General features: G+C 49.7%; 25 protein-coding genes. 24 read left to right on the top strand and 1 reads right to left on the bottom strand.

Annotated features, from left to right (window positions below):
• Nucleotides 1-10 precede the first annotated feature (10 nt).
• From OXH16_20525 to OXH16_20410, 24 genes are all read left to right on the top strand, one after another.
• Nucleotides 11-1435, top strand: a complete 1425-nt coding sequence (locus OXH16_20525) for a sulfatase-like hydrolase/transferase (GenBank protein ID MCY3683791.1) — start codon at nt 11-13, stop codon at nt 1433-1435.
• A gap of 96 nt (nt 1436-1531) precedes the next feature.
• Entirely contained in the window at nt 1532-2392 is an 861-nt protein-coding gene (locus OXH16_20520) for a phytanoyl-CoA dioxygenase family protein (protein ID MCY3683790.1), read from the top strand.
• A gap of 44 nt (nt 2393-2436) precedes the next feature.
• The gene (gene melA / locus OXH16_20515; GenBank protein ID MCY3683789.1) at nt 2437-3750 is read left to right on the top strand and encodes an alpha-galactosidase; all 1314 of its coding nucleotides are present in this window, start codon (nt 2437-2439) and stop codon (nt 3748-3750) included.
• Between the two features lie 12 nt (nt 3751-3762).
• Nucleotides 3763-4578 carry a class I SAM-dependent methyltransferase gene (locus OXH16_20510; GenBank protein MCY3683788.1) on the top strand — a complete coding sequence of 272 codons (816 nt, stop codon included), beginning with the start codon at nt 3763-3765 and terminating at the stop codon, nt 4576-4578.
• A gap of 45 nt (nt 4579-4623) precedes the next feature.
• Complete coding sequence (locus OXH16_20505; GenBank protein MCY3683787.1) at nt 4624-5118, top strand: GNAT family N-acetyltransferase; 495 nt, start codon at nt 4624-4626, stop codon at nt 5116-5118.
• A 93-nt stretch (nt 5119-5211) separates the two neighbouring features.
• On the top strand, nt 5212-5658 hold the full coding sequence (locus OXH16_20500) for a DUF5069 domain-containing protein (GenBank protein MCY3683786.1): 447 nt from the start codon (nt 5212-5214) through the stop codon (nt 5656-5658).
• Nucleotides 5651-6286 (top strand): HAD family phosphatase, encoded by a 636-nt coding sequence (locus tag OXH16_20495; GenBank protein ID MCY3683785.1) that lies wholly within the window; start codon nt 5651-5653, stop codon nt 6284-6286. The genes OXH16_20500 and OXH16_20495 overlap by 8 nt, the downstream gene beginning before the upstream one ends.
• A 161-nt stretch (nt 6287-6447) precedes the next feature.
• Nucleotides 6448-7338: a phosphotransferase gene (locus tag OXH16_20490; protein ID MCY3683784.1), complete on the top strand. Its 891-nt coding sequence runs from the start codon at nt 6448-6450 to the stop codon at nt 7336-7338.
• A gap of 28 nt (nt 7339-7366) precedes the next feature.
• A complete protein-coding gene (locus OXH16_20485; GenBank protein ID MCY3683783.1) occupies nt 7367-8128 on the top strand; it encodes a metallophosphoesterase family protein in 762 nt (253 codons plus the stop codon).
• A 13-nt stretch (nt 8129-8141) separates the two neighbouring features.
• A complete protein-coding gene (locus OXH16_20480; protein MCY3683782.1) occupies nt 8142-8291 on the top strand; it encodes a hypothetical protein in 150 nt (49 codons plus the stop codon).
• A 141-nt stretch (nt 8292-8432) separates the two neighbouring features.
• A complete protein-coding gene (locus tag OXH16_20475; protein MCY3683781.1) occupies nt 8433-9791 on the top strand; it encodes a glycoside hydrolase family 140 protein in 1359 nt (452 codons plus the stop codon).
• Between the two features lie 155 nt (nt 9792-9946).
• Nucleotides 9947-10255, top strand: a complete 309-nt coding sequence (locus OXH16_20470; GenBank protein MCY3683780.1) for a HigA family addiction module antitoxin — start codon at nt 9947-9949, stop codon at nt 10253-10255.
• Nucleotides 10256-10423: 168 nt separating this feature from the next.
• Nucleotides 10424-11113, top strand: a complete 690-nt coding sequence (locus tag OXH16_20465) for a hypothetical protein (GenBank protein ID MCY3683779.1) — start codon at nt 10424-10426, stop codon at nt 11111-11113.
• Nucleotides 11114-11126: 13 nt separating this feature from the next.
• A complete protein-coding gene (locus tag OXH16_20460) occupies nt 11127-12119 on the top strand; it encodes an aldo/keto reductase (GenBank protein MCY3683778.1) in 993 nt (330 codons plus the stop codon).
• A 78-nt stretch (nt 12120-12197) separates the two neighbouring features.
• Entirely contained in the window at nt 12198-12986 is a 789-nt protein-coding gene (locus OXH16_20455; GenBank protein ID MCY3683777.1) for an aminoglycoside 3'-phosphotransferase, read from the top strand.
• Between the two features lie 112 nt (nt 12987-13098).
• Nucleotides 13099-14118 carry an anthranilate phosphoribosyltransferase gene (trpD, locus tag OXH16_20450; protein MCY3683776.1) on the top strand — a complete coding sequence of 340 codons (1020 nt, stop codon included), beginning with the start codon at nt 13099-13101 and terminating at the stop codon, nt 14116-14118.
• Between the two features lie 148 nt (nt 14119-14266).
• Entirely contained in the window at nt 14267-16336 is a 2070-nt protein-coding gene (locus tag OXH16_20445; protein MCY3683775.1) for a DUF5916 domain-containing protein, read from the top strand.
• Nucleotides 16337-16666: 330 nt separating this feature from the next.
• The gene (locus OXH16_20440; GenBank protein MCY3683774.1) at nt 16667-17080 is read left to right on the top strand and encodes an NUDIX hydrolase; all 414 of its coding nucleotides are present in this window, start codon (nt 16667-16669) and stop codon (nt 17078-17080) included.
• Nucleotides 17081-17396: 316 nt separating this feature from the next.
• Nucleotides 17397-18440, top strand: a complete 1044-nt coding sequence (locus OXH16_20435; protein MCY3683773.1) for a hypothetical protein — start codon at nt 17397-17399, stop codon at nt 18438-18440.
• Nucleotides 18441-18462: 22 nt separating this feature from the next.
• Entirely contained in the window at nt 18463-20532 is a 2070-nt protein-coding gene (locus OXH16_20430) for a Stf0 family sulfotransferase (protein ID MCY3683772.1), read from the top strand.
• A gap of 152 nt (nt 20533-20684) precedes the next feature.
• Nucleotides 20685-21548, top strand: a complete 864-nt coding sequence (locus OXH16_20425) for an isochorismatase family protein (protein MCY3683771.1) — start codon at nt 20685-20687, stop codon at nt 21546-21548.
• A gap of 232 nt (nt 21549-21780) precedes the next feature.
• The gene (locus OXH16_20420) at nt 21781-22185 is read left to right on the top strand and encodes an NUDIX domain-containing protein (protein MCY3683770.1); all 405 of its coding nucleotides are present in this window, start codon (nt 21781-21783) and stop codon (nt 22183-22185) included.
• Nucleotides 22186-22325: 140 nt separating this feature from the next.
• The gene (locus OXH16_20415) at nt 22326-22727 is read left to right on the top strand and encodes a GNAT family N-acetyltransferase (GenBank protein MCY3683769.1); all 402 of its coding nucleotides are present in this window, start codon (nt 22326-22328) and stop codon (nt 22725-22727) included.
• 55 nt (nt 22728-22782) lie between these two features.
• On the top strand, nt 22783-23568 hold the full coding sequence (locus tag OXH16_20410; protein MCY3683768.1) for a class I SAM-dependent methyltransferase: 786 nt from the start codon (nt 22783-22785) through the stop codon (nt 23566-23568).
• A 23-nt stretch (nt 23569-23591) separates the two neighbouring features.
• Here OXH16_20410 and OXH16_20405 read toward each other — a convergent pair whose 3' ends face one another.
• Nucleotides 23592-24614: a phosphotransferase gene (locus OXH16_20405; GenBank protein ID MCY3683767.1), complete on the bottom strand. Its 1023-nt coding sequence runs from the start codon at nt 24612-24614 to the stop codon at nt 23592-23594.
• Nucleotides 24615-24772: the final 158 nt, after the last annotated feature.

The following is a 24772-nucleotide window of genomic DNA, read 5'->3' as shown; positions in this document are numbered from 1 at the left end:
CGAACTTTTTATGCCTGAAAAACCTGATATTATCTGGATTTACTGTGATGAACTGCGCACCGATGCGCTGGCCTGTTATGGGCATCCCAGATTGCAATTGCGCACGCCAAATCTCGACCGTTTGGCGAGCAGCGGTGTGCGATTCACAAATAACTTTTGCAATGCGCCTGTTTGCGTTGCCTCCAGATATTGCACGCTAACGGGTCTATATCCCGAAGACACAGGCGTGTACAACAACGAAGGTGCATGGCCAAATTTCCGGTTGCCCCGTATCCTGCAAACTTTCCCTAACGTATTTTCACAGAACGGCTATTCAACTGCCAATTTTGGAAAGATCCACGTTGCCCCCGAAATACGTCCAGGTGCCAATCCAGAGCATGAAATCTTCCAATACCACGACGGAACAGGTGGTGAAATGAAAATCTGGGAACATCTTGGCGCAGACGCTGTGCAGATGATCCGCTCGCCCTACGGCGGCATGAACGGCGGTATTTTCCCAGACGGCGAACCCTATCCTCCCGACTCAGTCGTTGAAAATGCCCTATACTGGCTCCAAACGGCAACCTCCCCTTATCTCGTGCGCATTTCCCTTCTTCAGCCCCACACACCGGTATTACCGCCAGCACAATATGTAAAGCTTCTCGACGATCAAGATCCCGGTCTGCCCGGTCCGCTGCCTGACACCCTCTCTGCATTTGAAAAACGCGTTGCCGAAGTTTTTGGTGTGGCCAGAATGGATCCCGAAAAACTCCGTGCGGGACGCCTTCACTACTACGCACAGGTCGCCTGGATTGACGCTCAAGTCGGACGGGTCTTAGATTTTCTTGAGAAAACTGATCGCCAGGAACAAACCCTCATCGTATTTGGTTCTGACCACGGCAATCCACTTGGCGAGACAGGCGCCTTCGAAAAACTGACTTACACGCCCACAGTGCATCGCGTGCCACTTCTAATCTCCTGGCCAGGCACCATACCTGCAGGGCAAGTGCGGGATGACATCTGCGACAGTCTGGACATTGCACGAACACTCTTTTCTTTTGCCAACATCGAGACACCTTCGCAATTCAAAGGCCGCGATCTTTTCACTGATCCACCACCCGACTGTATCTACTCTACAATCGGATATGGCCAGCCATTCAGCAAGATGGCACCCAATGGTGGCCGTGGCGACTGGTATGGTGATCGCGGTTGGCCACGGCGAAGCTGCATACGCACGAGCCAGTATCGCCTTGATAAAAATGTGTTGCTCAATGGCGAAAAACCGAAACCTGAAGATGAAGACATCTTCCTCGCAGATGTGTACGCTGATCCAGAAGAATTCACAAATATAGCACGAGATCCAGAATATGCAGATGTTGTCCACCAATTGTCTGATCAACTGGACAAACACACAGCAAATTCTGTGGAAGTAGATCCATCACGTTTGCAGAGATAGAAGATGCTTTGGAAGGAGAGCGAGAATGAAGCCCGAGAAATCATTCACCCCGGAACTTGAGATGGCCATCATCAAGCACCTCAATAGGAGGAAAGAATGGCGATGAAAACGGAACTCACAGGCGAAGACCTGGAGCACTTCCGCGAGAACGGTTACCTGGTGCTCCCACAGGCATTCAACGCCGAGGAAGTTGCTCGCATGCAACATGAAGCGGACCGGATACTCGAGCTCATCATCAACTCTTCTCTGGCCAACGGGCGAAAAAGCGGGCGACTCGACATTCTGCAGACATCTACCGGGCCGATGGTGCGCAAGATCCAGCCCATAAACGACCTGTCGCTGTTCCTGGCCGGAGTGTCTGCCGACGAACGACTCATCGGACCCATGCGTCAACTCATGGGTGACGAGCCGATTCTCATGGAGGAGAAGCTGAACTACAAAGAGCCACTGCCCGAAGCGATTGAGGGCATCCCATTGGTCGATCTCGAAGACCGGTTTCCGGTCCACAACGATTGGGCGTATTATCTTGCCCAGAATTACCCGCAAGAGATCATCTCTTCGGCTGTGACCATAGATCCATACGACGAATCGTCCGGACCGCTCCACGTCTGGCCGGGGAGTCACAAACAGCACCTGGAACACCACCGACCGCCCAACAAAAGGGGGTGGGAAGTGCTACCGGATTTGATCGATTTCGATGGGGGAATCGACCTGTTGGCGCCGCCCGGCTCCGTCATGCTCTTCCATTCGGTGCTGATCCACAACTCCAGGCCAAATGTTTCCGGTCGTCCGCGGAGGCTCATGATCTACAGCCATTACCCCAGGCAAAGCAACATCGGGCACGATGTGAGGAACGGGCCCAACAGGCTCAGGGAATCGCCCTACGAGTGGGAGTATCAGCGGGCGAAGGACCGCGGTGAATTCGAGGATGTGTTCCAGGCACCGGTGTTTTCCTGATTCCTCACTCGCTGAGTTTATTACTTTTCATACTGGAGGTTTTAATGGCAAAAATTGTAATCATTGGTGCTGGCAGTGGATTCGGAAGCCGACTGTCCCTCGATATTTTATCTCGTGAATTATTAAACGATTCCACAATCGCACTCTGTGATATCAACGAAGAGCGATTGACTCAGGTGCACGATTACGTGAACCGCGCCATTGATGGCCATGGACTCCCTGGCAAATGCATCGCCAGCACGGATCGCGAAGAATTATTGCCCGGCGCAGATTTTGTCGTCACTGCCGTATCCATTGGGGGCGCAGCCTACTGGGGCGAACCCTATGCATCTGAAATCAACATCCCCAAGAAGTACGGCATTAACCAAACTGTCGCCGACACAGTAGGCGTAGGAGGTGTGTTCCGTTATCTTCGCACCGCACACGAGCACCTATCATTTTGCAAAAGCATGGAAAAACACTGCCCCGATGCACTCATGTTAAATTATACCAACCCCATGGCCATGCTCACCTGGATGCATTCTATCGGTTCATCCATCCAAAACGTCGGCCTCTGCCACAGCGTACAGGGCACGACAAAAAAACTGGCAAATGGCATTGACGTTCCCTACGAAGATGTGAGTTACCTCGTTGCGGGGATTAACCACCAGGCCTGGATTCTAAAATTCAACAAAGACGGCGAAGACCTCTACCCTCGCATCTTCAAAGCCGTTGACACCCATCCCAGTTTCAAAGACGACCTGGTGCGGGTCGAGTTAATGAAGCAATTTGGCTATTTTGTCACCGAAAGCACCCGACACAATTCAGAATACCTCCCCTACTTCCAGCGCACTCGGGAATTGCGGGACATCTACAACCTGCCAGAACGCGATCCCGTCTTCATGGAATTGCCCGAAAGCCGCAAACGATCCTGGATGAAAGACACGGGTATCACAGATGACGATACCGAAGCCGAAGTCCCAAAACTACAAGCATCCCACGAATACGCTTCTTCAATCATAGAAGCAAAAATCACAGGTGTCCCATTTGTCTTCAACGGCAACGTCATGAACAACGGATCTATCACCAATCTTCCCGACGAATGCTGTGTTGAAGTACCCTGCATGGTCGATAGAGAAGGCATTCATCCCTGTTACGTTGGTGAACTCCCGCCTCAGTGCGCCGCATTAAACATGACCAACATCGCCGTACAAGAACTCTCCGTCAAAGCGGCAATGGAAAAAGATAAAGAAGCGGCATTCCATGCTTGTGCATTGGACCCACTTACTGCATCCGTCGTATCTTTACCCGACATCCGAAAAATGTTTGAAGAACTCTGGGAAGCAGAAGGCGATCGACTCAGTTATTTTGATGCCTGATAAGGAGCACGCATGTTTCCGAGCACGCTTGTATATAGCCGCCAGGGGAACGCGAATATCTGGACAGATCCGCATGTATCTAAAGCGATGCTCTCTGCTCACTTGGATCCAGATTCGGATGGGGCCAGTCGAAAACCTCATATCATCAGCAAAACGATTGACTGGGTGGCGGTACAATGTAAAGGAGCGAAACGCATCCTGGATCTGGGGTGTGGCCCAGGCTTATACTCAACCAGGCTGGCAGCCAAAGGGTTCAGCGTAACCGGCCTGGACATTAATCCGGTTTCTATTGAGTACGCCAGGAAGAGTGCCCGAGAGAGCGATCTTCGGATCCACTATGAATGCGGAGACTATCTCTCTGATCCTATTGAAGGCATGTATGACGCGGCTATCTGCATCTATTGCGACTTCGGTGCTCTCTTGCCGCGTGAACAAATGACGTTTCTGAGTCGCGTTCATGCACATCTCGTAAAGGACGGATTGTTTCTCTTCGACATATTTGGGCCACGCTTGAGCGACAGCAAATGCGAATCACGAGACTGGAACTACGTTTCCGGTAGCGGATTTTGGGCGAACTCTTCTCACTTCTTGTTGAATGAGAGCAAACACTTTCCAGACCACAGAGCTTGGGGAATACGAACATTAGTACTGGAGGACAGGCAAGATCCAAAGGAGTTCATCACATGGGACCACTATTTCACCGAAAGCGAGATCGAGAGCCTATTGGCAACGAATGGCTTCGACATAAGTTCAATGCAAAGCGATATAGTCGAAGCGAACGACTTTGCTAGCGACGATGTCTTATTCGTGACATCAAGAAAGCGATAGATCGCACTTCATCTAACAGCATGGCATAGACGAGTCTGATTTATTATGGAACGCATCAATTTCAAACGGGTAATTCCAGCCGACCAGAATCGATTTCGTCCACTCGTCGAAGCTTACTGGCTGGAGATCATGCCACATGCCGATACGGTATGTACATCTGATAGTCGGGATTCGTATTTCGCAGATCGTTTTCCCCTGTCCAGCACTGAACCAAGGGTATTTTGGGGGCTAAGCGAAGGATCCCCAGTGGGATTTATTTCATTCTCCATCTCTGGCACCAGAGCAGAGATAAACGACTTCTACGTTGTTCCTGCCAAGCGCAGGAGGGGCATTGGGACGTTCTTGGTGAAATCAGCCATAGAAATTACCGATAGCCTGGGAATTGATAGGATCGATTTAAATGTCCGACGGGACAATCCAGAGGCCTTGAAATTCTGGGAAGCACAAGGATTTATGATTGGGCACTACGAACTGATTCAATACCGGGATCCCAAAAAGCGAGTTGGATTTTTGGGAGCACTTTCCTCTGATTTTGTGTAGAATGTCCAATCGAAACACGAAAGTAGCGTTGGATTACCCAATCATTCCACCCCCGCAAACCATGCACAATAATCACTAATAAGGAGACTCGCAATGGAGACACATGTTCCTCTCATCAGCACCCGGACAAAGGGCCCGTTGGGATTGGTTCATCTTCCCAGGCTATGGTTGAAAATGCGTCTGTCGGCAAAGGGCAAGTTGGCAGATGAATACAGAGCGGGCGAAGGTGGGTTCGATGGCATGCTACTCGAAGCTCTGGGAATTGATTCGACCGCCGCTGTCGCTTTCGTAAGCGCGTCGCAGCCGGGCTACCTGGCGTTCGAGACCTGGGTGAAGAAAAATGCGAAACCGGAAAGCCTGACGCCGGAGGCGATAGACCAATTCAACGAACGCATCCTCTCGTTCCCCAAGCCAGAGCCCGGCCGAAGCGAAATGCTTGAGATTCTTGGGTTGTCCCAGTCTGACAAAGAGTGGCTTGGGACCGACCTCAACGATCTCGACGACTGGCATGGCTTTCATCTGGTGCTACTCAATGAGTAGTGAAGTGATCAAAGCCATCATCTGGGATATGGGTGGAGTACTGATAGAAGAAAACCTAACAGTGGACTACACTCAAATTCCTCAAATTGGTATGTCAATAGCTGAACTGGCCCAAATGGTATTCTATCACCCTCTAACGCCGAAACTTTTCGTGGGAGAAGAACATCCAGAAAAGTTATGGAAAGTTATTGGAGGTGAACTGAATATATCAAATGATGAAGCACAGAAATTAGGTGAGGATTTCTGGGGCGAACCCATCTGGAATTATGATCTGTTAGACTATATTACCTCATTAAAAGGTAAATATAAACTCGGCGTACTCAGCGATGCTTGGATCACGACACGCAAAATTGTACAGGAAGAGATTCACGATGACCTTTTTGACGCGATAATGTTCTCAGCTGAAGAAGGTTTGCGTAAACCTGACCCAAAGATTTTTCAGCGTATGCTATCCCGTTTGGAAGTGACTGCTGAAGAAGCCATTTTTGTGGATGACAGAATTAACAATGTGCAAGGTGCTGAGCAAGTTGGCATACATAGTATTCACTATACGCCAGAAATCGATATCCAAGAACGAATCAAGCAAATTACGTCAAACGCAAAAACGAAGAACCGATTACCAAAGTAATGCAAGCACTAAAGGAAATCTGAGGCTTCCTCTACATACCAACTCCTAAACGGCTGTGATTGTCTTTTTTTATTGATGAATTGTCTGATAGGCTGCAAGCCCGTCAGCAACCCCAACAGTTAGAGGAAATCGCGGCAGTTAATCCTCTTTGGCAGGTCCCTATGCCCCCATTGGCTTCCAGCTACTACCTGGAGAGAATCAGAGATGCCTTTCCAGATCTCATGTGGACAAATTACCGAAGAGTTCAGACTATTGCCGATCCCGATCATGTAATGATTCTGTTGGACAATGGCATCGCTTTCCGGTTCGAGAATGATCAGGATACGAATCTGACGAGGGAGCGGATCGTCCTGGATGCCCTTAGAAGCAGGCTGAATGCCATTCCCATACCCGACTATGCATTCGTGCCGAAGGCGTCAGATTTTGCGGGATACCACACAATTCCGGGGACTCGACTTTCTCCGTGGCGGTTTTGGAGACTTTCCAAGGCGAACCGCAGCGAGGCCGCTCAGAGGCTGGGTGTTTTCATCAGCGAACTCCACAGCTACCCGATCGCGAAGGCAAGAAGCCTCGGCGTAGAAGAGGGTGACGCATCGGTTAGGCGTCGCAGGATGTGGAAGGAGTTATTCGCTGAACGGGCAGACGAGCTTCAATGTGAGGTCCGCAATGTTTTCGAAGCATGGATCGAAAGAAGTGAAAGCATCAATCATTCATACGAGCCTGTGCTGGCTCACAACGACCTCTGGTACAAACACATCTATCATGCCCCCTCGACCGGAAGACTTACTGGGATCATAGACTGGGGGGACATCGAAATCACGGATCCCGCTAAGGATTTCTATGGATTCTGGATATACGGAGAGTCATTTCTCGACGAGGTCTTGTCGCACTACGCATACTGTGACGCGAATCTAAAAGACAGATCCTTTGAGCACTTTTGGGGAATCGCAATTAGTAGCTGGTTTAGTCGTCCCCCAGGCGGGCGATTCTTTCGACGATCAACCTGGGAAGGTAGGCCGACCTCGGAATGGCCTATGGGGCCGGTGCGGTGAGGACAGGTCCCAAGTTTGGAGATGTGAAATGAATGATTCCCTGTCATATTCAGTTGCGGTAATTGCAGATATTCACGGCAACGTCGCTGCACTCAAAGCTGTTATTGAGGATCTACAAAGCCAACCCTATGATCGTCTGGTGGTCGCTGGCGACTTGGTGCTGAACGGACCCCGCCCGGTCGAGAGTCTTGACACGATACGAAATCTGGGTGCTCCCACGATTTACGGAAACGCAGACCTGTTGGTCTTTGATGAACAGTATTCCGAGGAAAGACTGGACTGGGTAAGAGAGAAACTGGGAACAGATGGATTGAGCTATCTAAAGAATCTGCCCTTTGAGCACCGGATAACCCCACCAGGAGGGCAGTCTCCGGAGGATGATCTTCTCATTGTCCACGCAACGCCTACTGATGTGGCCGGTTTTTTGGTTCTTCAACCTGATCAGGATCCGTTCAGACTTCTGACCGTTACGCCAGAAGAGGAGGCCAGGACACTGCTGGGGGATGCGAAGGCCAATCTGATTGTGGCAGGACACCTTCACTACGCGTCCTATGGCGTTCCGTGCGGTCAGCGATATAGTATCATTGATTCAGTTGGGTTTCCGTTTGATGGGGATCATCGAATCGGATATGCCAGAGTGTGGTGGGATGGGCAGGAATGGCATGTGGAGAATCACAGATTGAGTTACGATTACCACAAGGTTGTGGAGGATGTCAGGTGTTGTGGTGCGCCTTTTGGTGAGTTGTCAGCTCAAAGAATTCTTCAAACCAGGTTCAGGCCGACTATGTAGAATCAGAAGCCTGATGGTACGCGCTGTATGGCTGCCCGTGATAGGCTTCGCCGTAATGACGCCTCGGGGTTTGCCCCAGTCTGACAAAAAGTGGCTTGGGACCGACCTCAACGATCTCGATGACTGGCACGGCTTTCATCTGGCGTTACTCAATGAGGCGTGAGCAAACGATTCTATAATCAAAGGGGCCTTTATGCAGAATCACTATAACCGATATTCTCACTGTCTTTTATCAGTTTTTTTTCTGTTCCTATCACTAATGATATTTTCTGAACAGATTAAAGGACAAGAACGGGAGAAATCAATGAATTTGAAAATTGATAAGAGCGGACACTTCCTTATTAGAGAAGATGGCGAACCTTTCTTTTGGCTTGGAGACACTGCCTGGGAATTGTTCGCGAAACTTGATAGGAATGAAGTTCTGAGATATTTGGAAGACCGCAAAGGCAAACATTTTAATGTTATTCAAGCTCGTGCACTTAATTTGAACATTGAACGGCCAAATGCGTATGGGCACAAGGCCTTCCATGATGGAGATAGTGGCAAGCCAAATGAAGACTATTGGAAACACTGTGACTTTATCATTGAGAAAGCGAAATCATTGGAACTCTATATAGCTCTTTTACCAGCATGGGGGCATGTGGAGAAGAAACGCAATAGTTCTAAAGACATTCTGCTCTCCAATCCCGAACGAGCTTATCGCTACGGCCTATTTATTGGTCACAGGTATAGAAGTCATAAGAATATCATTTGGGTACTTGGTGGCGATATCAAGCCCACCAGGCACAAAGTGTACGACGCATTGGCTCGGGGTATTACAGAGGGTGCGGGACAGGGAAAGTCTGATAACGTCCTGATGTCATACCATCCCCCGGGAGGAACCTATAGACCCCCAGCGACATCAACGGGTGAATTTTATCATAATAAACCCTGGCTGGATTTCAATATGATTCAGTCAGGGCACAGAATCGGGAACAAAAACTATGAAAGGATTATGGAGGACTACTATCGCACGCCGCCAAAACCGACTCTTGACGCCGAACCTTGCTACGAACACCACCCAGTTAAGCATAATTTCAAGAATGGAGAGTTTTCAGCTTGGCACCTTCGCCGTCGCGCCTACTGGTCCATTCTAGCCGGTGCCTTTGGTTTCACTTATGGGGCAAATGGCATATACCAGATGGATAAGCCCAATCGAATCCATAAACGTTCCCATCACAAATTCTTCTGGTATGACGCCCTTAACTTTGAGGGAGCAGGTCAGATGAAATTTGTTCGACAACTCTTTGAATCTCGTCCTTTTCATATACCAGATCAGAGCATTATTCTTTCTTCGGAAGGAACCGTTGATGATCGTGTGCAGGCTGCACGGGCAACTGATAACAGCTATTGGATTATCTATATTACAAATGGCCATTCAGTAGATTTGGATCTATCGAAAGTTTCGGGCTTGTCAACGAATGCATGGTGGTTCAATCCACGCGACGGGCTTACCTATACCACCCAATCGGAGGCCGTCAGGAGACCTTTCGATATCTTCCAAAATGATACGCGCCAATCCTTTGACCCGCCAAGAAATCCAGGCGCAGACAATGACTGGATTCTCGTTATAGACGACGCGGCCAGAGGCTATCCGGCTCCAGGCGCAGTCTCTAATCGGTAAGGGTTAGCAAAGTAATACGCCAGTCTCAGATTGAGCAAAGTCATTCCAACAAAGAGTGGCTTGGGACCGACCTCAACGATCTCGACGACTGGCATGGCCTTTCATCTGGCGCTACTCAATGAGGCGTGAGCAAACGATTCTAAGGATATAGATCTATGTGTGCTCAAAAATTGGCTCCTATTCATCCCGGGGAAGTGTTGCTGGAAGAGTTCCTCAAGCCGATGAATCTGAGTCAAAACCACCTCGCGCTTTCCATCGGGGTGGCGCCCCGACGTATAAACGAGATTGTGTTGGGAAAACGAGGCATTACTGCTGATACGGCCCTGAGACTCGCTCGCTACTTCAACATGTCACCCAAATTCTGGATGGGCATTCAGATGGACTATGCCCTGGATGTAGCAGAGGACGAGCTATCGGACCGCCTGGAGCGAGAGGTGCGACCGCACCTGGATAGAGATGGGTAACTCGTTCCTGGAAGGACAACGTCTGCTAACACAGTGCCCCCAACTGCTGTGCGGTTCGGGGGCACTAACACGTTAAGTGCTATCCCGATATTTTCAGGTACATAGTGAATGCCCAAACTCAACCTACCATATGAATTCATCTCGGTCCAACTGGCCTTTGCCAGACGTATGTCCGAATTGTCTCTCAGCCCCCTGGAAGACACCCTGATCGACTGCACAATGCTTCGGACACTTTTGAACATTCGGGTCACAAAGGAGACAGCGCAAGAAAGTGAGGCCTGGCAGAGCTTTCTGAGAGGGCTACGAAATACGAGTGAGCCGGATCGCTGGGCTTACGACCACTATCTCGAACGCGAGAAAGACGAACCGCCAATCAATGTCCTGGACGGCTTTGGGTGCTTCTGGTATAGCTACCCCTTCCGGAATGAACCCAGGGTCCGTCTTCACTTTCGTAACGCCGACACTTCTGGGAAGGGCGCACTGAGCCTTGAACGTGTCGGTGTCAGACGTCGTGAGCTAACCTGTCTTCTTCGAGATGTAAGGGAGAAGCATCCGGAGGCAGAAACTGTGCGCGGAGGCTCGTGGCTCTACAACATCAATGCCTATCGCCGTCTGTTTCCACCGGAGTACTTCGCTTCGACCAAGCCTGTTGGATATGAGCTTGAGTTCTGGGCACTGTGGGGTCAATTTCTGCGCGGCGGATTCCGCCCGGATATTGATGCGATTACTCGATTCCAAACTGCAATTGCCATAGCCGACTCACCTGAAGAATGCGAACGTTGCTTTACCTACGAGGTTCTGCGGCCTGAATGCGACATTCAGCACTTCTACAGGCATTTCAAGATGCTCGATATATAACAAAGGAGCCTTCATGTCCGACTTCCCATCCCAATCGCGTTACGACAGCATGACATATAGACGGTGCGGCAACAGCGGTATTCAACTCCCCCTACTCTCTCTCGGCCTGTGGCATAATTTTGGCGGCGTCGATGTGTTTGAAAATGGGCGTGCTATTGTGCGCACCGCCTTCGACCACGGCATCACACACCTGGATCTGGCCAACAACTATGGACCGCCCTATGGCTCTGCCGAAGAGACCCTGGGCCGCATCCTCCAACTCGACCTGACGCCCTACCGGGACGAACTGATCATCTCCACCAAGGCCGGATTTGATATGTGGCCCGGACCCTATGGCAATTTTGGCTCGCGGAAGTACCTCGTTGCCAGCCTCGATCAAAGCCTCAAACGCCTGGGGGTAGATTATGTCGATATCTTCTACCACCATCGCCCCGATCCCGACACGCCGCTTGCAGAAACCATGGGTGCCCTCGATTTCGCCGTCCGTTCAGGTCGCGCCCTCTATGTTGGCATCTCCAATTATCCGCCCGACAGAACCAGAGAGGCAGCGCAAATCCTGCGCGACCTGGGTACGCCCTGCCTGATCCATCAGCCCAAATACAATCTGCTTACCCGACAACCCGAAAACAATGGCCTCTTCGACGTCCTGCAGGAGGAAGGCATCGGCTGCATCGCCTTCTCCATCCTCAACAGCGGCATGCTCACCGACAAATACCTGGACGGCATCCCCGCAGACTCTCGTGCCGCTCGCCCAAGTCACCCGCTCAAAAATCGCCTCAACAAAAAAACCCTCGACAAAATAAGCAAGCTCAACAACCACGCCTGCGCCCGAGGCCAGACCCTCGCCCAGATGGCCATCGCCTGGGTCCTCCGACAAAAGGCGGTCACTACCGCACTTTGCGGGGCCAGCCGCCCCGAACAAATTGAGGACAGTGTCGGTGTCCTCGACAACCTGAATTTCACCGAAGACGAACTACAGACAATCGACAATATCTTAGCGACTTAAACGACCTGCTGAGATTACCTTAACTGTTCGTTAATCCCATAGTTATGTGATGAGAGTAGCCTGATCGGGAGTTGCGCATTGAAAGTCGAAAATCTTCCAACTGCTGTTCAAGCCCATCTTGAGGGTTTTAAGTCAGATGGGGAAAATCTCCGGACAGCATCGTGTGCCGACGTGTTCCGGTACACTCACCCACATAAACAGAGTTTGTTCCTCAAAGCACGAGATACGCATGCGGCACCACAAGAATCCGATCTTCTGGCCGAGAAAACGGCAATGTCCTGGCTCCAGGGAAAATTGAACGTTCCTCGCGTGGTCTGCTTTCACGAAAAAGGTGATACCCAGTATCTGCTCATGACCCAAATCACTGGTGTATCTGGCATCCACCAGGATGCCAAAAGTGATGTTCCGGGTCTCGTACGCCTGTTCGCTCGTGGTCTTCGCGAAATTCACGCAATAGCGGTCGATTCGTGCCCCCTGGATTGGCGCATGGAACGCTATTTTGCGTGGGCGACAGACTTGATTAACTCAGGTGTACTGGACGGTCAGATACCAGATGGTGAAACGAGGAATGTTCTCCGGGATGAGCTGGACAGCATACGGGCCGACCTGCCACCAGAGGACCTGGTGTTCACCCATGGGGATTATTGCCTACCCAACGTAATGATCCACGATGGCCGTTTAAGTGGCTACATTGATTTGGGCTATGCGGGCGTCGGAGATCGATATCTCGATTTTGTCGCAGTTCACTACACCATTCGCAGAAATCTTGGGAATGAGTGGATTCCTTTGTTTTTTCAGGAATATGGGCAGGAATTAGATCAGGCCAAATTGAGCGTATATCAAAGAATCCATGACTTTGCCGACTGAGAAAGATTCGGATACGTTGCTTGATTCAGACCCTAAAATCTTCAAAAAAAGCATTGTTTTGACTATAGACAGAGGTTTAATTTTTAATAAATCTGAATAGGAAGCACCACCTATGATCTCGAAATATATTGATAAACTCAGAGAGGGTGAATCTCTCCAGGCCGATGAGGCTGAACAATGCTTGAGTGCAATCCTGGAAAGTAACCTGCCAGACGAACAGATTGCAGAACTGCTCATAGCGTTTTCTGAGAAGGGCGAGACTGCTGATGAAATTCTCGGATTTTCAAGAGCTTTATTGGCCAAAGCAAGACCTGTACCCCTCCCTTCCGACGTCATTGATTCGTGTGGAACAGGTGGAAGCGGTTTAAATCGATTCAACGTATCGACAACCGCCGCGTTCGTTTTATCTGCTGGCTGCGTTCCGGTTGTGAAACACGGCAATAAAGGCTCAAAGCGACCGAATGGCAGCTTTGATTTGCTGGAGAAACTCGACTGCGAATTTGATTTCGAAGACGACCGATTGGAAGACATTTTCAGGAGAACGAATGTGTGTTTTCTATTTGCCCGCACATACCATCCAGTAATGAAAAAAGTTGTGTCCGCCAGACAAATGGTTGATAGAAGGACGATTTTCAATCTCAGCGCACCATTATGCAACCCTGCCAATCCTCAATATCAGATACTCGGAACAATTGATGTCGATATGGGCAGACAACTCGTAGAAGTACTCCGCCATCTTGGGCGCAAACGCTTCTTGATTGTTGTCGGAGAGCCGGGGATTGATGAGATCTCCATTTCTGGACACACGCATATCTTTGAAGTGGCCGAAGGAGTGACCAGAGAATACCAGATTTCGCCTTCAGATTTTGGGATAGCGAAACGGGATTACAGTGAGATTCCGGGTGGTGATAGTGATGAGAATGCAGAAATCTTCCTATCTCTTTTACAGCACCAGACCCCCGAACCAATTCTGGACCTGGTCTGTTTGAATGCCGGTGCAGCTTTCTACTGTTTTGGACGAACAGATTCGATTGAGGAAGGCTTTGATCTGAGCAAGGATCTCTTCGCAAAAGGGTTGGTTCAAGAGAAATTTCTTGAATATAAACGACTGTCCAGAATCCCACCCCGCTAAATCGCGCACAAAAGCAATATCCTCAATTGCTAACTTCCCTCAATAGCTCGGTCGGAAAACCTAAACCCCATTCCATTTGTCTAAACCACATGAACCTTGTCTTCCTCACCCTTATGACTTGTAATGTCCAGATCAGGAGGCAAAAACGGTGGAGAAAGTCAAACAGGTACGGTGGTCATGCGCGATAATTTGGGTCCCAATTGTGCTGCTGGCGCTACCGCTTTTCGCTGAAACGCAAAGTTCGACGCGCACCATCAGTGCCACATGGACGGATAATCCCCCCATTATTGATGGCGAGCTTACAGACAGTGCCTGGCAACGCGCCCAAATTGCGACCAATTTCTTTCGCGCAAAGGAAGGAAGCATCCACCCGGCGCAATTGAATACGGAAGTCAGGATTTTGTACGATGAGCACATGCTCTATATCGGCGTATATTGCGATGAGCCGGACATGAAGAGTTTGCGCGAGACGAAAATTCGCCGGGATTCCGCGATCTGGCAGAATGACTGTATCGAAGTGATGATTGATACCTATCGCGACCGTCGCAACTGCTACGTTTTTGGAATCAATACACTCGGCACACAGATGGACGAACGGGTCAGTAATGAGAGTGTTTTCGACCTGAGTTGGGATGCAAAATGGAAATCGAAAATAAAAAAACACCGAAATCACTGGACCGCAGAATTTGCGATCCCGTTTCGCATGCTCCGTTTTAATCGACACAATACGACGTGGGGAATCAACTTTTGGCGGACACATCCGATAAATGGTCAATCCTATTCGTGGGCACGCACCGATTTTTTCGGGCGCGTATCGGAGTTTGGCGATTTGATCGGATTGGATTTCGGAAAGATCAAAACAGAGCAGAAGATCGGTATTCTCCCCTACGGGACCTATCGTGCAATAGAAAATCGTTCCAATGACCACGATGGTGGTTTGGACCTGATTCTCCCGATCTCGACGCACCTCACCTCGAATGTGACTTTCAATCCCGATTTTTCACAATTGGAAAGTGATCCGACGCAAATTAACATATCAAGTGACCGGGAATTGTCTCTCCCAGAACGCCGTCCATTCTTCCGGGAAGGTGCTGAACTGTTTAGGCTGCCGCTCAATTTATTCTACACCCGTCGCGTTCAAGAAATCGATTTTGGTGTAAAAACAGCAGGTAAAATTGGCGGTTCTAATTTCGCGGTCATCAATACTTACGGCAAAATGATCGATCGGTACGATGCGGATAAAAAAAAGCAGGCAAATCTTTTGGCCGGGCGAGTTAATTACGATATCGGCGAGCGCACTGTCATCGGCGCAATGGGAATCCATAAACACCAGGCAGATCGAGATGTGGCACTCCTATCGCTCAATGGTCGATTTGGACTTCATCGAGACTGGACGGTAACGTCGCAGTATGCTGTCGATTTCATCGATGGCGAAACGCATCGGGCGTATCACACCGCGATGGAATGGCTTCATGAAGGTTGGCTGACCGAAATCGCGTTTGAAGAGATTCAGGATGGCTTTCGGCCAAATGAGATGGGGCTTGAAGATGAGGCATTCCGTCGGGGGCGTGCTCGCGTGAGGTACAGACACGAGTTTCCAGAGGCGAATCTCGTGCAGTCATTGGGTGCTGATATGCGCCATTTTTATCAAACCAATGCACAAAAATTGCTGCGGGAACGACGGAGTGAGTTCCGTTTTGATATTGATATTGGCCGATTTGATTTCTTCACCTATGGTGGGTTTGGCGCCCTTCGCGAAGTCGGTCAACTTTTCGATACCAGGTTTATCGGCTCAGTGATTGATTATCAGGCACCGTGGTGGCACCTGGAGGTTTCAAATCGTTTCGGCACCCGTCGAGATGAATTCAACCGATTTACCAGCTTCTCTGCGGGTGTCAACCTCTTTGGCAAGCTGACCGCTGATCTCGACCTGGATAATTTCTTTTGGCGTACACATCGAAATACGCTAATTTTCCGGCTCCGCAGTAACTATCAATTGACCCAAAAGATCGGTTGGCGCATTTTTTTTGAACGCGTAGATGAACGGTTGCAAGATGAGATCAGCTACAATTTCAACGCAATCTTCGACTACGAGTTCACCCCAGAAAGTCATTTTTACTTTGTGTTTGTTGACAGACTCCCTGGTGGGCGCGCTGTGTTTACAAAGTTCGCGTATCTTTTTGAAGCCAGTTTCCCAGATTTTGGTCGATTTTATTGATCGGTTAACACCAAATCGGTTCGCTCTTGACGGAGGCTTCGGAAAGGCGGACGAAACCCGGCACTGATCTTCCCTTACCGTTTCTTATGCGATTGAAGGAATTTTTTGCCAGGCAAAGGTCTATACGGGCGAAATCGCGACACCGCATGGTACGCAGCAATTGATTCAGAGTGGCCTCAACTCGAGAAAGCCTTCGTCACATGGTTAGCCCCAGACAATTTTGACAAGCAGGGTAAGCAGCGAGTATGTCTTTCAGATCTCACCCGGTCTATTCTCAAGAAAACTGACTGAATCTGGATGAGTGGTAAATTGGCTTTTGTGAGGAAAAGAATGAAGACTATCGATCGTATCTCAGGGATTCTGATCACGCAAGAGGGACTCTTACTCGTCAAGTGTGATGGCATTGACGACTACCTCTTGCCTGGCGGAAAAGTCGAGAACGGTGAGTCGGATCTGGATGCCTTACGTAGAGAACTGATGGAAGAACTCAACATCACCCCCACAGATCCTGAATTCTTCGGCGAATACGAGCGCATAACCTCCCCTCCAAGAACAGATGAGAGGTACATAGTTAGAATTCGAGCTTACGTAACAGGTTTTGAGGGAGAACCTGTTCCAGACGGCGACGAGGTACTTGAGATCGTCTGGGCATCTATGGAGGATCTCGAATCAGGAAAATATCCACTGAATCCTATCTTGCGGAAGTACATTGTCCCCCAACTTAAGCAACAGCAACAGCTTTGATTATGACGCGGAAGGTCGAGCTCTGACAAATGCTGGTGTCGATGGATAGCCTTTAGGATCTCATTCTTTTTTTGATGTCCTTGGGCATAGAGAAAATTAGGTTATCTGACGGGGATTTTCTTTAGATAAAGTCCCGAATATGCTCGTAGACTGAGTAACCTGAAACGGCAACTCGCTGAAGAGCACGACAATGACCGCCAGTCGTATATGGACGGAAAAGCCGCTCTATATTCTGACTGATCATTACTGTATAACAGTGGGACTTACGCCTTTGGTCTGTTACAAATAGAGATGAAACCAATGAGGAGAAATGTCTATGTTGGTTCGCGAAGTAAAGGCACTGGCAGGGAAATGGGTATCTGAGAATGCGAGCCAGTTGCCGGGATTCATGGGGGGATTTTTCCGCGGGTCCCTCACCGAGGCACATGATGATACTGAGTTTCCGATCAGTTCTGACCTGGATCTGACCCTGGTTTTCGAGGGTGCCTTGCCAGAAAGTCCCCTCAAAGAGGTCCATTACTATGGTGTGATTATTGGGGGTGGATTCTGGCCAGTAACTCGGCTACAACCTTTAGAGCGTGTGCTGAGTGATTACCGTATCGGATATAGTTTCCGGCTACCACATGTCTTGCCTGGGGCATCAGATAAATTGTGCGAGATGGCTGCCGCAGTATCCCGAAATTTTCCAAAACGACATTGGGTGATGAAGCGGATTGAAGATGCGCGAGCAAACTGTCTGAAATATGTGAATTTCGTCAGCGAATTTGACAGTGAGTTCGACAAGGTACTCGCTTGGCTGTGGGCGGCCGGTATCACCACCCACATCATCTTGGCAGCGGCGCTCAGAAATCCAACAATCAGGAAACGGTATTTGGCTGCACGAGAAGTATTGTCCCAATACGGACACCTCGATTTCTACGAGTTCCTACTGACGTTGCAAGGATCGCATCACTTTGACTCGGCAACAACTCAGACACACTTCCATAATGCCATTGAAGTCTTTGACGTAGCCTGTGAAGTCTGCCACAAGCCCTTTCCTTATTCGTCAGAAATCAAACTGGCCTCACGGCCCAAGTTGATCAACGGAACGCAGGAACTGATCACCAAGAGCTTTCACAGGGAATCGGTCTTCTGGATCGTCGCTACATATGCTCGCTGCCTGAGAGCCTTTGAGCATATCGGTGCTTTGTCCCATCTGGACCGATTTCGGCCTGGATTCGAACATATACTTGACGATCTTGGCATCAAATCGCTCAGCGACCTTGGCCCGCGTACCGAGCAAGTCAAGGCTTCAATCCCACATGCCATGGCGATTGCGCAATTGATCCTGGAAGCCCATCCAACCATCGAAGATTCTTGATCCCTTCATAGCTGAAGACAGATTGGACGAAATTTACCCCGCTATTTTCGTGGCCTGTCTGGGACTCTTTGGCTTGACCTCTTTTAGCGTAGAACAGCGCACAAAGGAGATTGGCATTCGTAAGGTTCTGGGTGCTTCTGAATCCGGACTGGTGCTCATGATTTCAGGCGAGTTTATATGGCTGGTGCTCCTTGCCAATCTGGTTGCGTGTCCCCTGGCTTATTGGATGATGAACCAGTGGTTGGCAAATTTTGTATATCGTATTGACGTGGGAGTGATGCCTTTTGTGATGGGCGGGCTATTCACATTTGCGATTGCGCTGACGACGGTGGGATTCAAGCCTGGAAGAAAGCGCGAGCGAATCCGGTTGATGCTCTTCGCTGCGAGAAAAGAAGAATCAATGAAAGAGTCAGAGAGATCAAGAGGCAAGCAGGAAAGAGTACGTCGGATGGGACGCACCGATTCGTACTTGATCTGTGCCACTCCACGCACAGGCAGTACCTTGTTGTGTGGATTGCTGACGTCCACGGAAGTCGCGGGGCGTCCTGAGTCATACTTCCGCCAGCCCGACGAGCAAATGTGGGCCGCCCGATGGGACATTGTACGCTCGTCTGATGAGGTCTTTGAATATTCCGAATTCGTGCGAGCAGCCATTGCCGCAGGCAGGACCCAAAATGGCGTGTTTGCCGCAAGGATTATGTGGGGAACTTTGGACTATGTGGTCGACAAGTTGGGCGCGGTCTATCCAGCTATCACTGGTGGCGATATCGACCTATTGAACCGAGTGTTCGGGCATACGCGCTTTGTCTATCTCCAGCGCGATGATGTTCTGGCGCAGGCCGTGTCCTGGCGCCGCACCGAGCAAACCAACGTCTGGTTCGAGACTGATCAGTCGGAATTGGAACAGCCTGAACAAGAACTCAGGTTCGACTTCGACCAGATCTGCAAGTTGGTTCAGATGATCAATGAGCACAATGCAGCATGGCGGGCGTGGTTTGCTTCGGTTGGTATTCAGCCTTACCTTGTGCGGTACGAAGACCTTGCCACCAATCCCGTCGGTGTGACCTGTGGCATCCTTGACTTTCTCAAGCTAGAGCTACCACCCGAGCGCGAGATTCAGACACGCCACAGGGCTGACGACCTCAACGCCCAATGGATCAATCGCTACCGAGCTGAGCAAGCAGAACGCTTGAGTGTGTCTTCGGAATCTGAAAAGGGCAAATATGAGTCATTGGATCCCATCTCCCTGATAAAGGAGGAAAACATGGCAGATTCCCTGCATTTCGTCCATATCAGTGACACACACTTAGGACATTTGAGAGATTGGGTCGCGTTAGGCAACAATCCATTCCATAATCTATTGCGGGTCCTTGAAGCTATAAACAGCCTGCCGACGCGACCCCAATTTGTGATTCATACAGGGGATGTAGCGAATCATAATACTGAGGTCGCCTACGAACTGGCGGCAGAAGCATTTTCTCAAATCAACATCCCGATCTACTTTGTAACAGGCAATCATGACACGCGTGATTATATGCGCGTGCATCTAACAATGGGTCCTAAAGAGGATGTACTATCCAATTCAGACCTGAACTGCTATCGCTTCTCATATCAGGGCGAACGGTTTCTGGTGTTAGATACCCAGCAGCCATACGAAGAGGCCGGTCACTTTGGTAAAGTAACAGAAGATCAGCTTGATTTTGTTCGCGCGGAGGTTAGCCAGCAGAACGGCTCGTTGACTGTTTTTATGCATCACTCGCCCCTCGATTTGGATTCCAAGTGGTATTCTAGAGACGTGGGCATGCTTAATGGTACTGAATTGCATGAAGCACTGTTGCCTGCAAGAGAGCGTCTCCGAGGTGTTTTCTTCGGTCATGTTCATCGGGGGACCCATATCCACAAGGATGGCATTGCCTATATCAGTGTAGGCAGCACCTTTTGCCAACTCAACTATTGGCCTAATGAACAGGAAGTGAACTTTGATGAAGAGCACCCGCCGTGCTTCAACTTTGTCACCTTTCATGAGGATAGGATGATTGTCAAGGAGCATTCGGTCTCTGTGAAAGGATTGAATGTTGCCGACAAGACGTAACCTTGTGCAGTGAGCGGGAAGTTACAGTGACTCAGGTGAGCGAGCGTGCTTGCCGTCCTATCAAGTATGCATCGGGCACGCCGGAGATGTTATGTGCAATACGGTCCTAAAAACCAGATGGCGTGTCCTGCGCCCGAAAATAAGGACGTCTCATGAATTTTACGATTGATCTTGAATATACTCCGCGCAGCCCCCAAGATGGATTGCCGTTCACAGAGAAAACATTCTGTCGGCGTAGTGTCCCATTTACCTTTGACGTCAAAGAAGTGGGGATTGCTTTGGTTGATTTTTGGAATTTTGGCTGGGATGATGGCCCCTTTGACGAAGAACTTGGTGATCGCAGTTTTGAACGAGGTCGCTCCCATGCAGAACGAAAACGCCGAATTATTGAGACAAAAGTCGGGCCATTAGTAAATACACTTCGCGATATGGATTTCCAGATTTTTCACTGCAATCAAGCAGATTTTCTGAAACACTACCCTCAATGGAATCAGTCAACAACCGATGCAGAACGCCAGAGCCTATCTGCGAATCCTGCTTCTTCTGAAAATTTAAAAGAAGAACGAAACAGTCAATGGCCTTCACAAGAGTGGGTGGATAGCTGGAAAAATCAGCATCGCGAATTGATTTGGCGAATGGAGGATTGGGCGAATATTCAGGGGAAACTCTATTACCAAATATCGATACCTGAACCCGTTAAACCCCAGGATGGCGATTTACTGGTTTATTCAGGAGACCAGTTTCATCGGCTGCTTGCCGAAAAGCGTATCAAGATTCTGTTCTACATGGGCTTTGAGACCGATGAATGTTTGCTGAATAAGCCTCATGGCATAAGAAATATGAGTCGCTTGGGTTACATGCCTATAGTTGTAACCGACTGTACGACAACATATGAAGCGGCTGAAACTCTGGATGGACTGTGGAAAACGCGAGTTACAATTCTCAATATTGAAGCCCACCAGGGCTATTCAGTAACATCTGAAACCCTTTTAAAATCTGTGAAAACTATGAAATAATAAAGACCCCGAGCTTGTGTCTCCTGCCCTCCGGGGCCTAACAAAAAATGCCCACACCGCACCAAACCCAACACCTCCAAAACGGCTGCGCCTGATTGGTGGACTGAGTTTAAACTCTTGATTTGTTTCCTGCTACGCAGCCGTATCGGCCATTTCAAACGTTAGCCGCAATGCCGGTCGTCAAGGCGACGGTCATCAACCTAATGTTGCGTTTACGACGGACCGTTCAAAGATGTCATCATATTACGTAAAAGCAGGTGTTGCCGGAGTGATTCTCAGAGGCAACCAAATTGTAATGGTTCGCCGCAAATACGGGGCACACAAAGGAAAGTGGTGTATCCCTTGCGGAAACATTGGAGTTGGTGAAGACGTCCGAGTAGCTGTGAGCCGAGAGATTAAGGAAGAGACTGGCCTGGATGTAGAAGTCGGTGATATTGTAGATGTGCTCTCAACACATCACTCGCCAGAGCAGAGCGTCGTAGGCATATGGTTTCTTGTCAAAGAAAAGGGAGGTAATCTGGTCGCAGGAGACGATGCCTCTGAAGTCCAGCTATTTCCTCTCGATGAGCCGCCAGCAGATATGGCATTCGAGGCAGATAGGAAGATAATTGAACGACTGAAAGCCACGAACTTGTGAAGGTCTCACGAGACCGAAATCCCTGGGCGTACGAGTTGCATGTCGTAGATTTGGACGGCAACCTGCTCCGTTTTGGAGGTGAACCACGAACCGGCAAGGATTAGCGAAGTGATACACCAGAGGATAAATGCTATATGCAGATTACATATCAAGACACTACCGAAGGGATTGGATCAGGCAACCTAAAGGGGTTCTTTGTCGGATGGCCTAACCCTCCCTCTCCCGAGACGCATCTAAGAATCCTACAGGGAAGCGACTACGTGGTTCTTGCAGTTTCTTCTGAGGGGAAGGTGATTGGCTTCATCAGTGCCATATCGGACGGTGTTTCGTGCGCCTATATCCCACATCTTGAGATGCTGCCGGAATGGCAAGGGAAAGGCATCGGATCTGAGCTGGTCAGACGCATGGTTCGAAAGCTCAAAGATCTCTACATGATTGACCTGATCTGTGACCAGCAGGTCCAGAGATTCTACGAGAGACTTGGATTCGAGAAAGCTCCTGGAATGATCGTGAGGAACTTTGAGCAGCAAGCGTGTGACTGATCATGCAGGAAAGGCGGAGACACAGCAAAACCGTAGAGACATTTGGAGATCCAAAATGGACGATCGTGTGTTTTTAGAGATTCGGGATATGCTGGATCAGGGGATTGCCATCAAGGAGACGCGGGAGCAGGTTAACCAGGGTTTTCGGGATGTGGCCGACGCTTTCAATTTTTTTCCAAATGCGAGCAAGGTCTCACCCGACTTCCAGTACACGCACGAACTCATGTTCCGAACTATGGCCACCCTTGTCCCCCCCGCCCCTTCCGTTCTGGATCTGGGAGCTGGAACGGGCAGGCTCTCGAAGCTTGTTTTGAGTCGGTTTCCCCAGAGCCAGGTTACGCTCTTGGATGTATCGGAAAAGCTTCTGACGGAAGCAGCGAGACAACTGGAGGAGATCGGTGCCGAGTTCAGAACCGTTGTCGGAGATTTGTTCGCAGATGATGACGTACAACTTGAAGCCGATTCGTTCGATTGTGTGGTCTCATCGTATGCGCTGTGTCATGGCAGGCTAGAATCGGAATACGAAGGTCTATACGCACGGATTCGCAATTGGATCAAGCCAGGCGGATGCTTTCTGTGTCTTGACCACGTTCACGGCTCAAAAGCAGAACTGACCATGCTTGGATTCGAGGATTGGGCTGAGTTGCTTCGACGAAACTTTCCAGAAGATAGAGTTGAGTCGATCCTGAAGAACTCTTTGATAGAAGATTCTCCGTTGGATATTCCTCATCATCTCTTTTTGCTATCAAAAGTCGGGTTTGAGAGAGTTGATGTACTTTGGAAGAAAGGTCTCTTCGCTCTCTACGGAGGCTTTGGAAAGGGGAACGAAAACCGGCACTGATCTTCCCGTACCGGCGAAGGACATCAGGAGGGAAACTGATCAAGAGAGGCCTTAAGAAGGGGACGCAGGAGAGAGCGCCACTGTGACTCTACAGCTTTCGGGTCCGCTACGACATGCAAGATATAGGAAGCAGTGCGAGATGCCATGAAGGTCGGGAGGTACTCGATCCATTCGCGCCTGAGAGGCAGGATCTGGCGATAGCCTCGGAAGACAGCCTCACATCGATCCATAAAGTTCTCGTACGCAAAGGGACCTGTCAGAGCAACACCGAGATCGTAGGCATAAAAACCGAAGCCACACGCATCGAAATCAATCGGTAGTGCTTCCCCGCCATAGAACAGGATGTTACTGAAACTGAGATCAAAGTGAATCAGGCCAAAATGCTCGCAACCAGTACCCAACACCCTTTCGGCTTCTCGACGCCGTTCATAAACGGCTTCCATGTCCCTCAAGACGTGCGCGGGCAGGTATCGAGGTCCTAACTCAGGCAAGGGTCGGACTGAAAACTTTCCCAGTTGATGAATAGCATCATAGACAGGGCGTTCGAAATCGTCAGGAGGATCCCACTGCATCGCGTGTTTGTGTAGTGTGGCAACAAGGCGCCCGAGGCTTTCGTAATGCCTGGTTGTCCGACGCACCTGAGGCACGATCCTTCCTTTGATCCATGAAAGCACAGTGACAGGGTAAGCTTTGGGCACACCGGCGGCTTCCGCCAAAACAACGACTCTGCCATCTGGTGCGATATAGGGTGCCTGGACTGTAACATCGGCTTCTTTGGATAGCGCCAGGAGCCACGCCAGTTCTGATTCGACCAGGCGAACGGTGTGGTTTTTTTCCCGGTGAATGCGAACCAGAAATTCTCCTTCATCTGAACGGAGTCTGAATGTCGTGTTGACCAGGTGCTTGATGAGTTCGAGGCGATGGACGCGAATGCCGAATTGACGCAGTGCGGACTTCGCGAGTTCACGCAGACGCCGAGCCTGGCCTATTCGGGTGAGGGTATCGTAACGCCTCAGGTTGGTCTTCGTCTGTTCAGATGTTTGCATACGCTGTCTGCTTGTCGATAGAATTATCAAATAGCCCGTAAAACCCACAGGCTTTAGGCGTGGGAAGCAGACGCGAGTTGGCGAGCGTTGTTTTGCAAGGGCCTATGGTTTTGGTTCTGCTTCCGTGTAGAATCGTCACGGAACATGCTTAGCATAAG

The sequence above is a fragment of the Gemmatimonadota bacterium genome (genome assembly GCA_026705765.1).
Lineage (GTDB): Bacteria > Latescibacterota > UBA2968 > UBA2968 > UBA2968 > VXRD01.
This window is presented reverse-complemented; position numbering and strand designations above follow the sequence as displayed.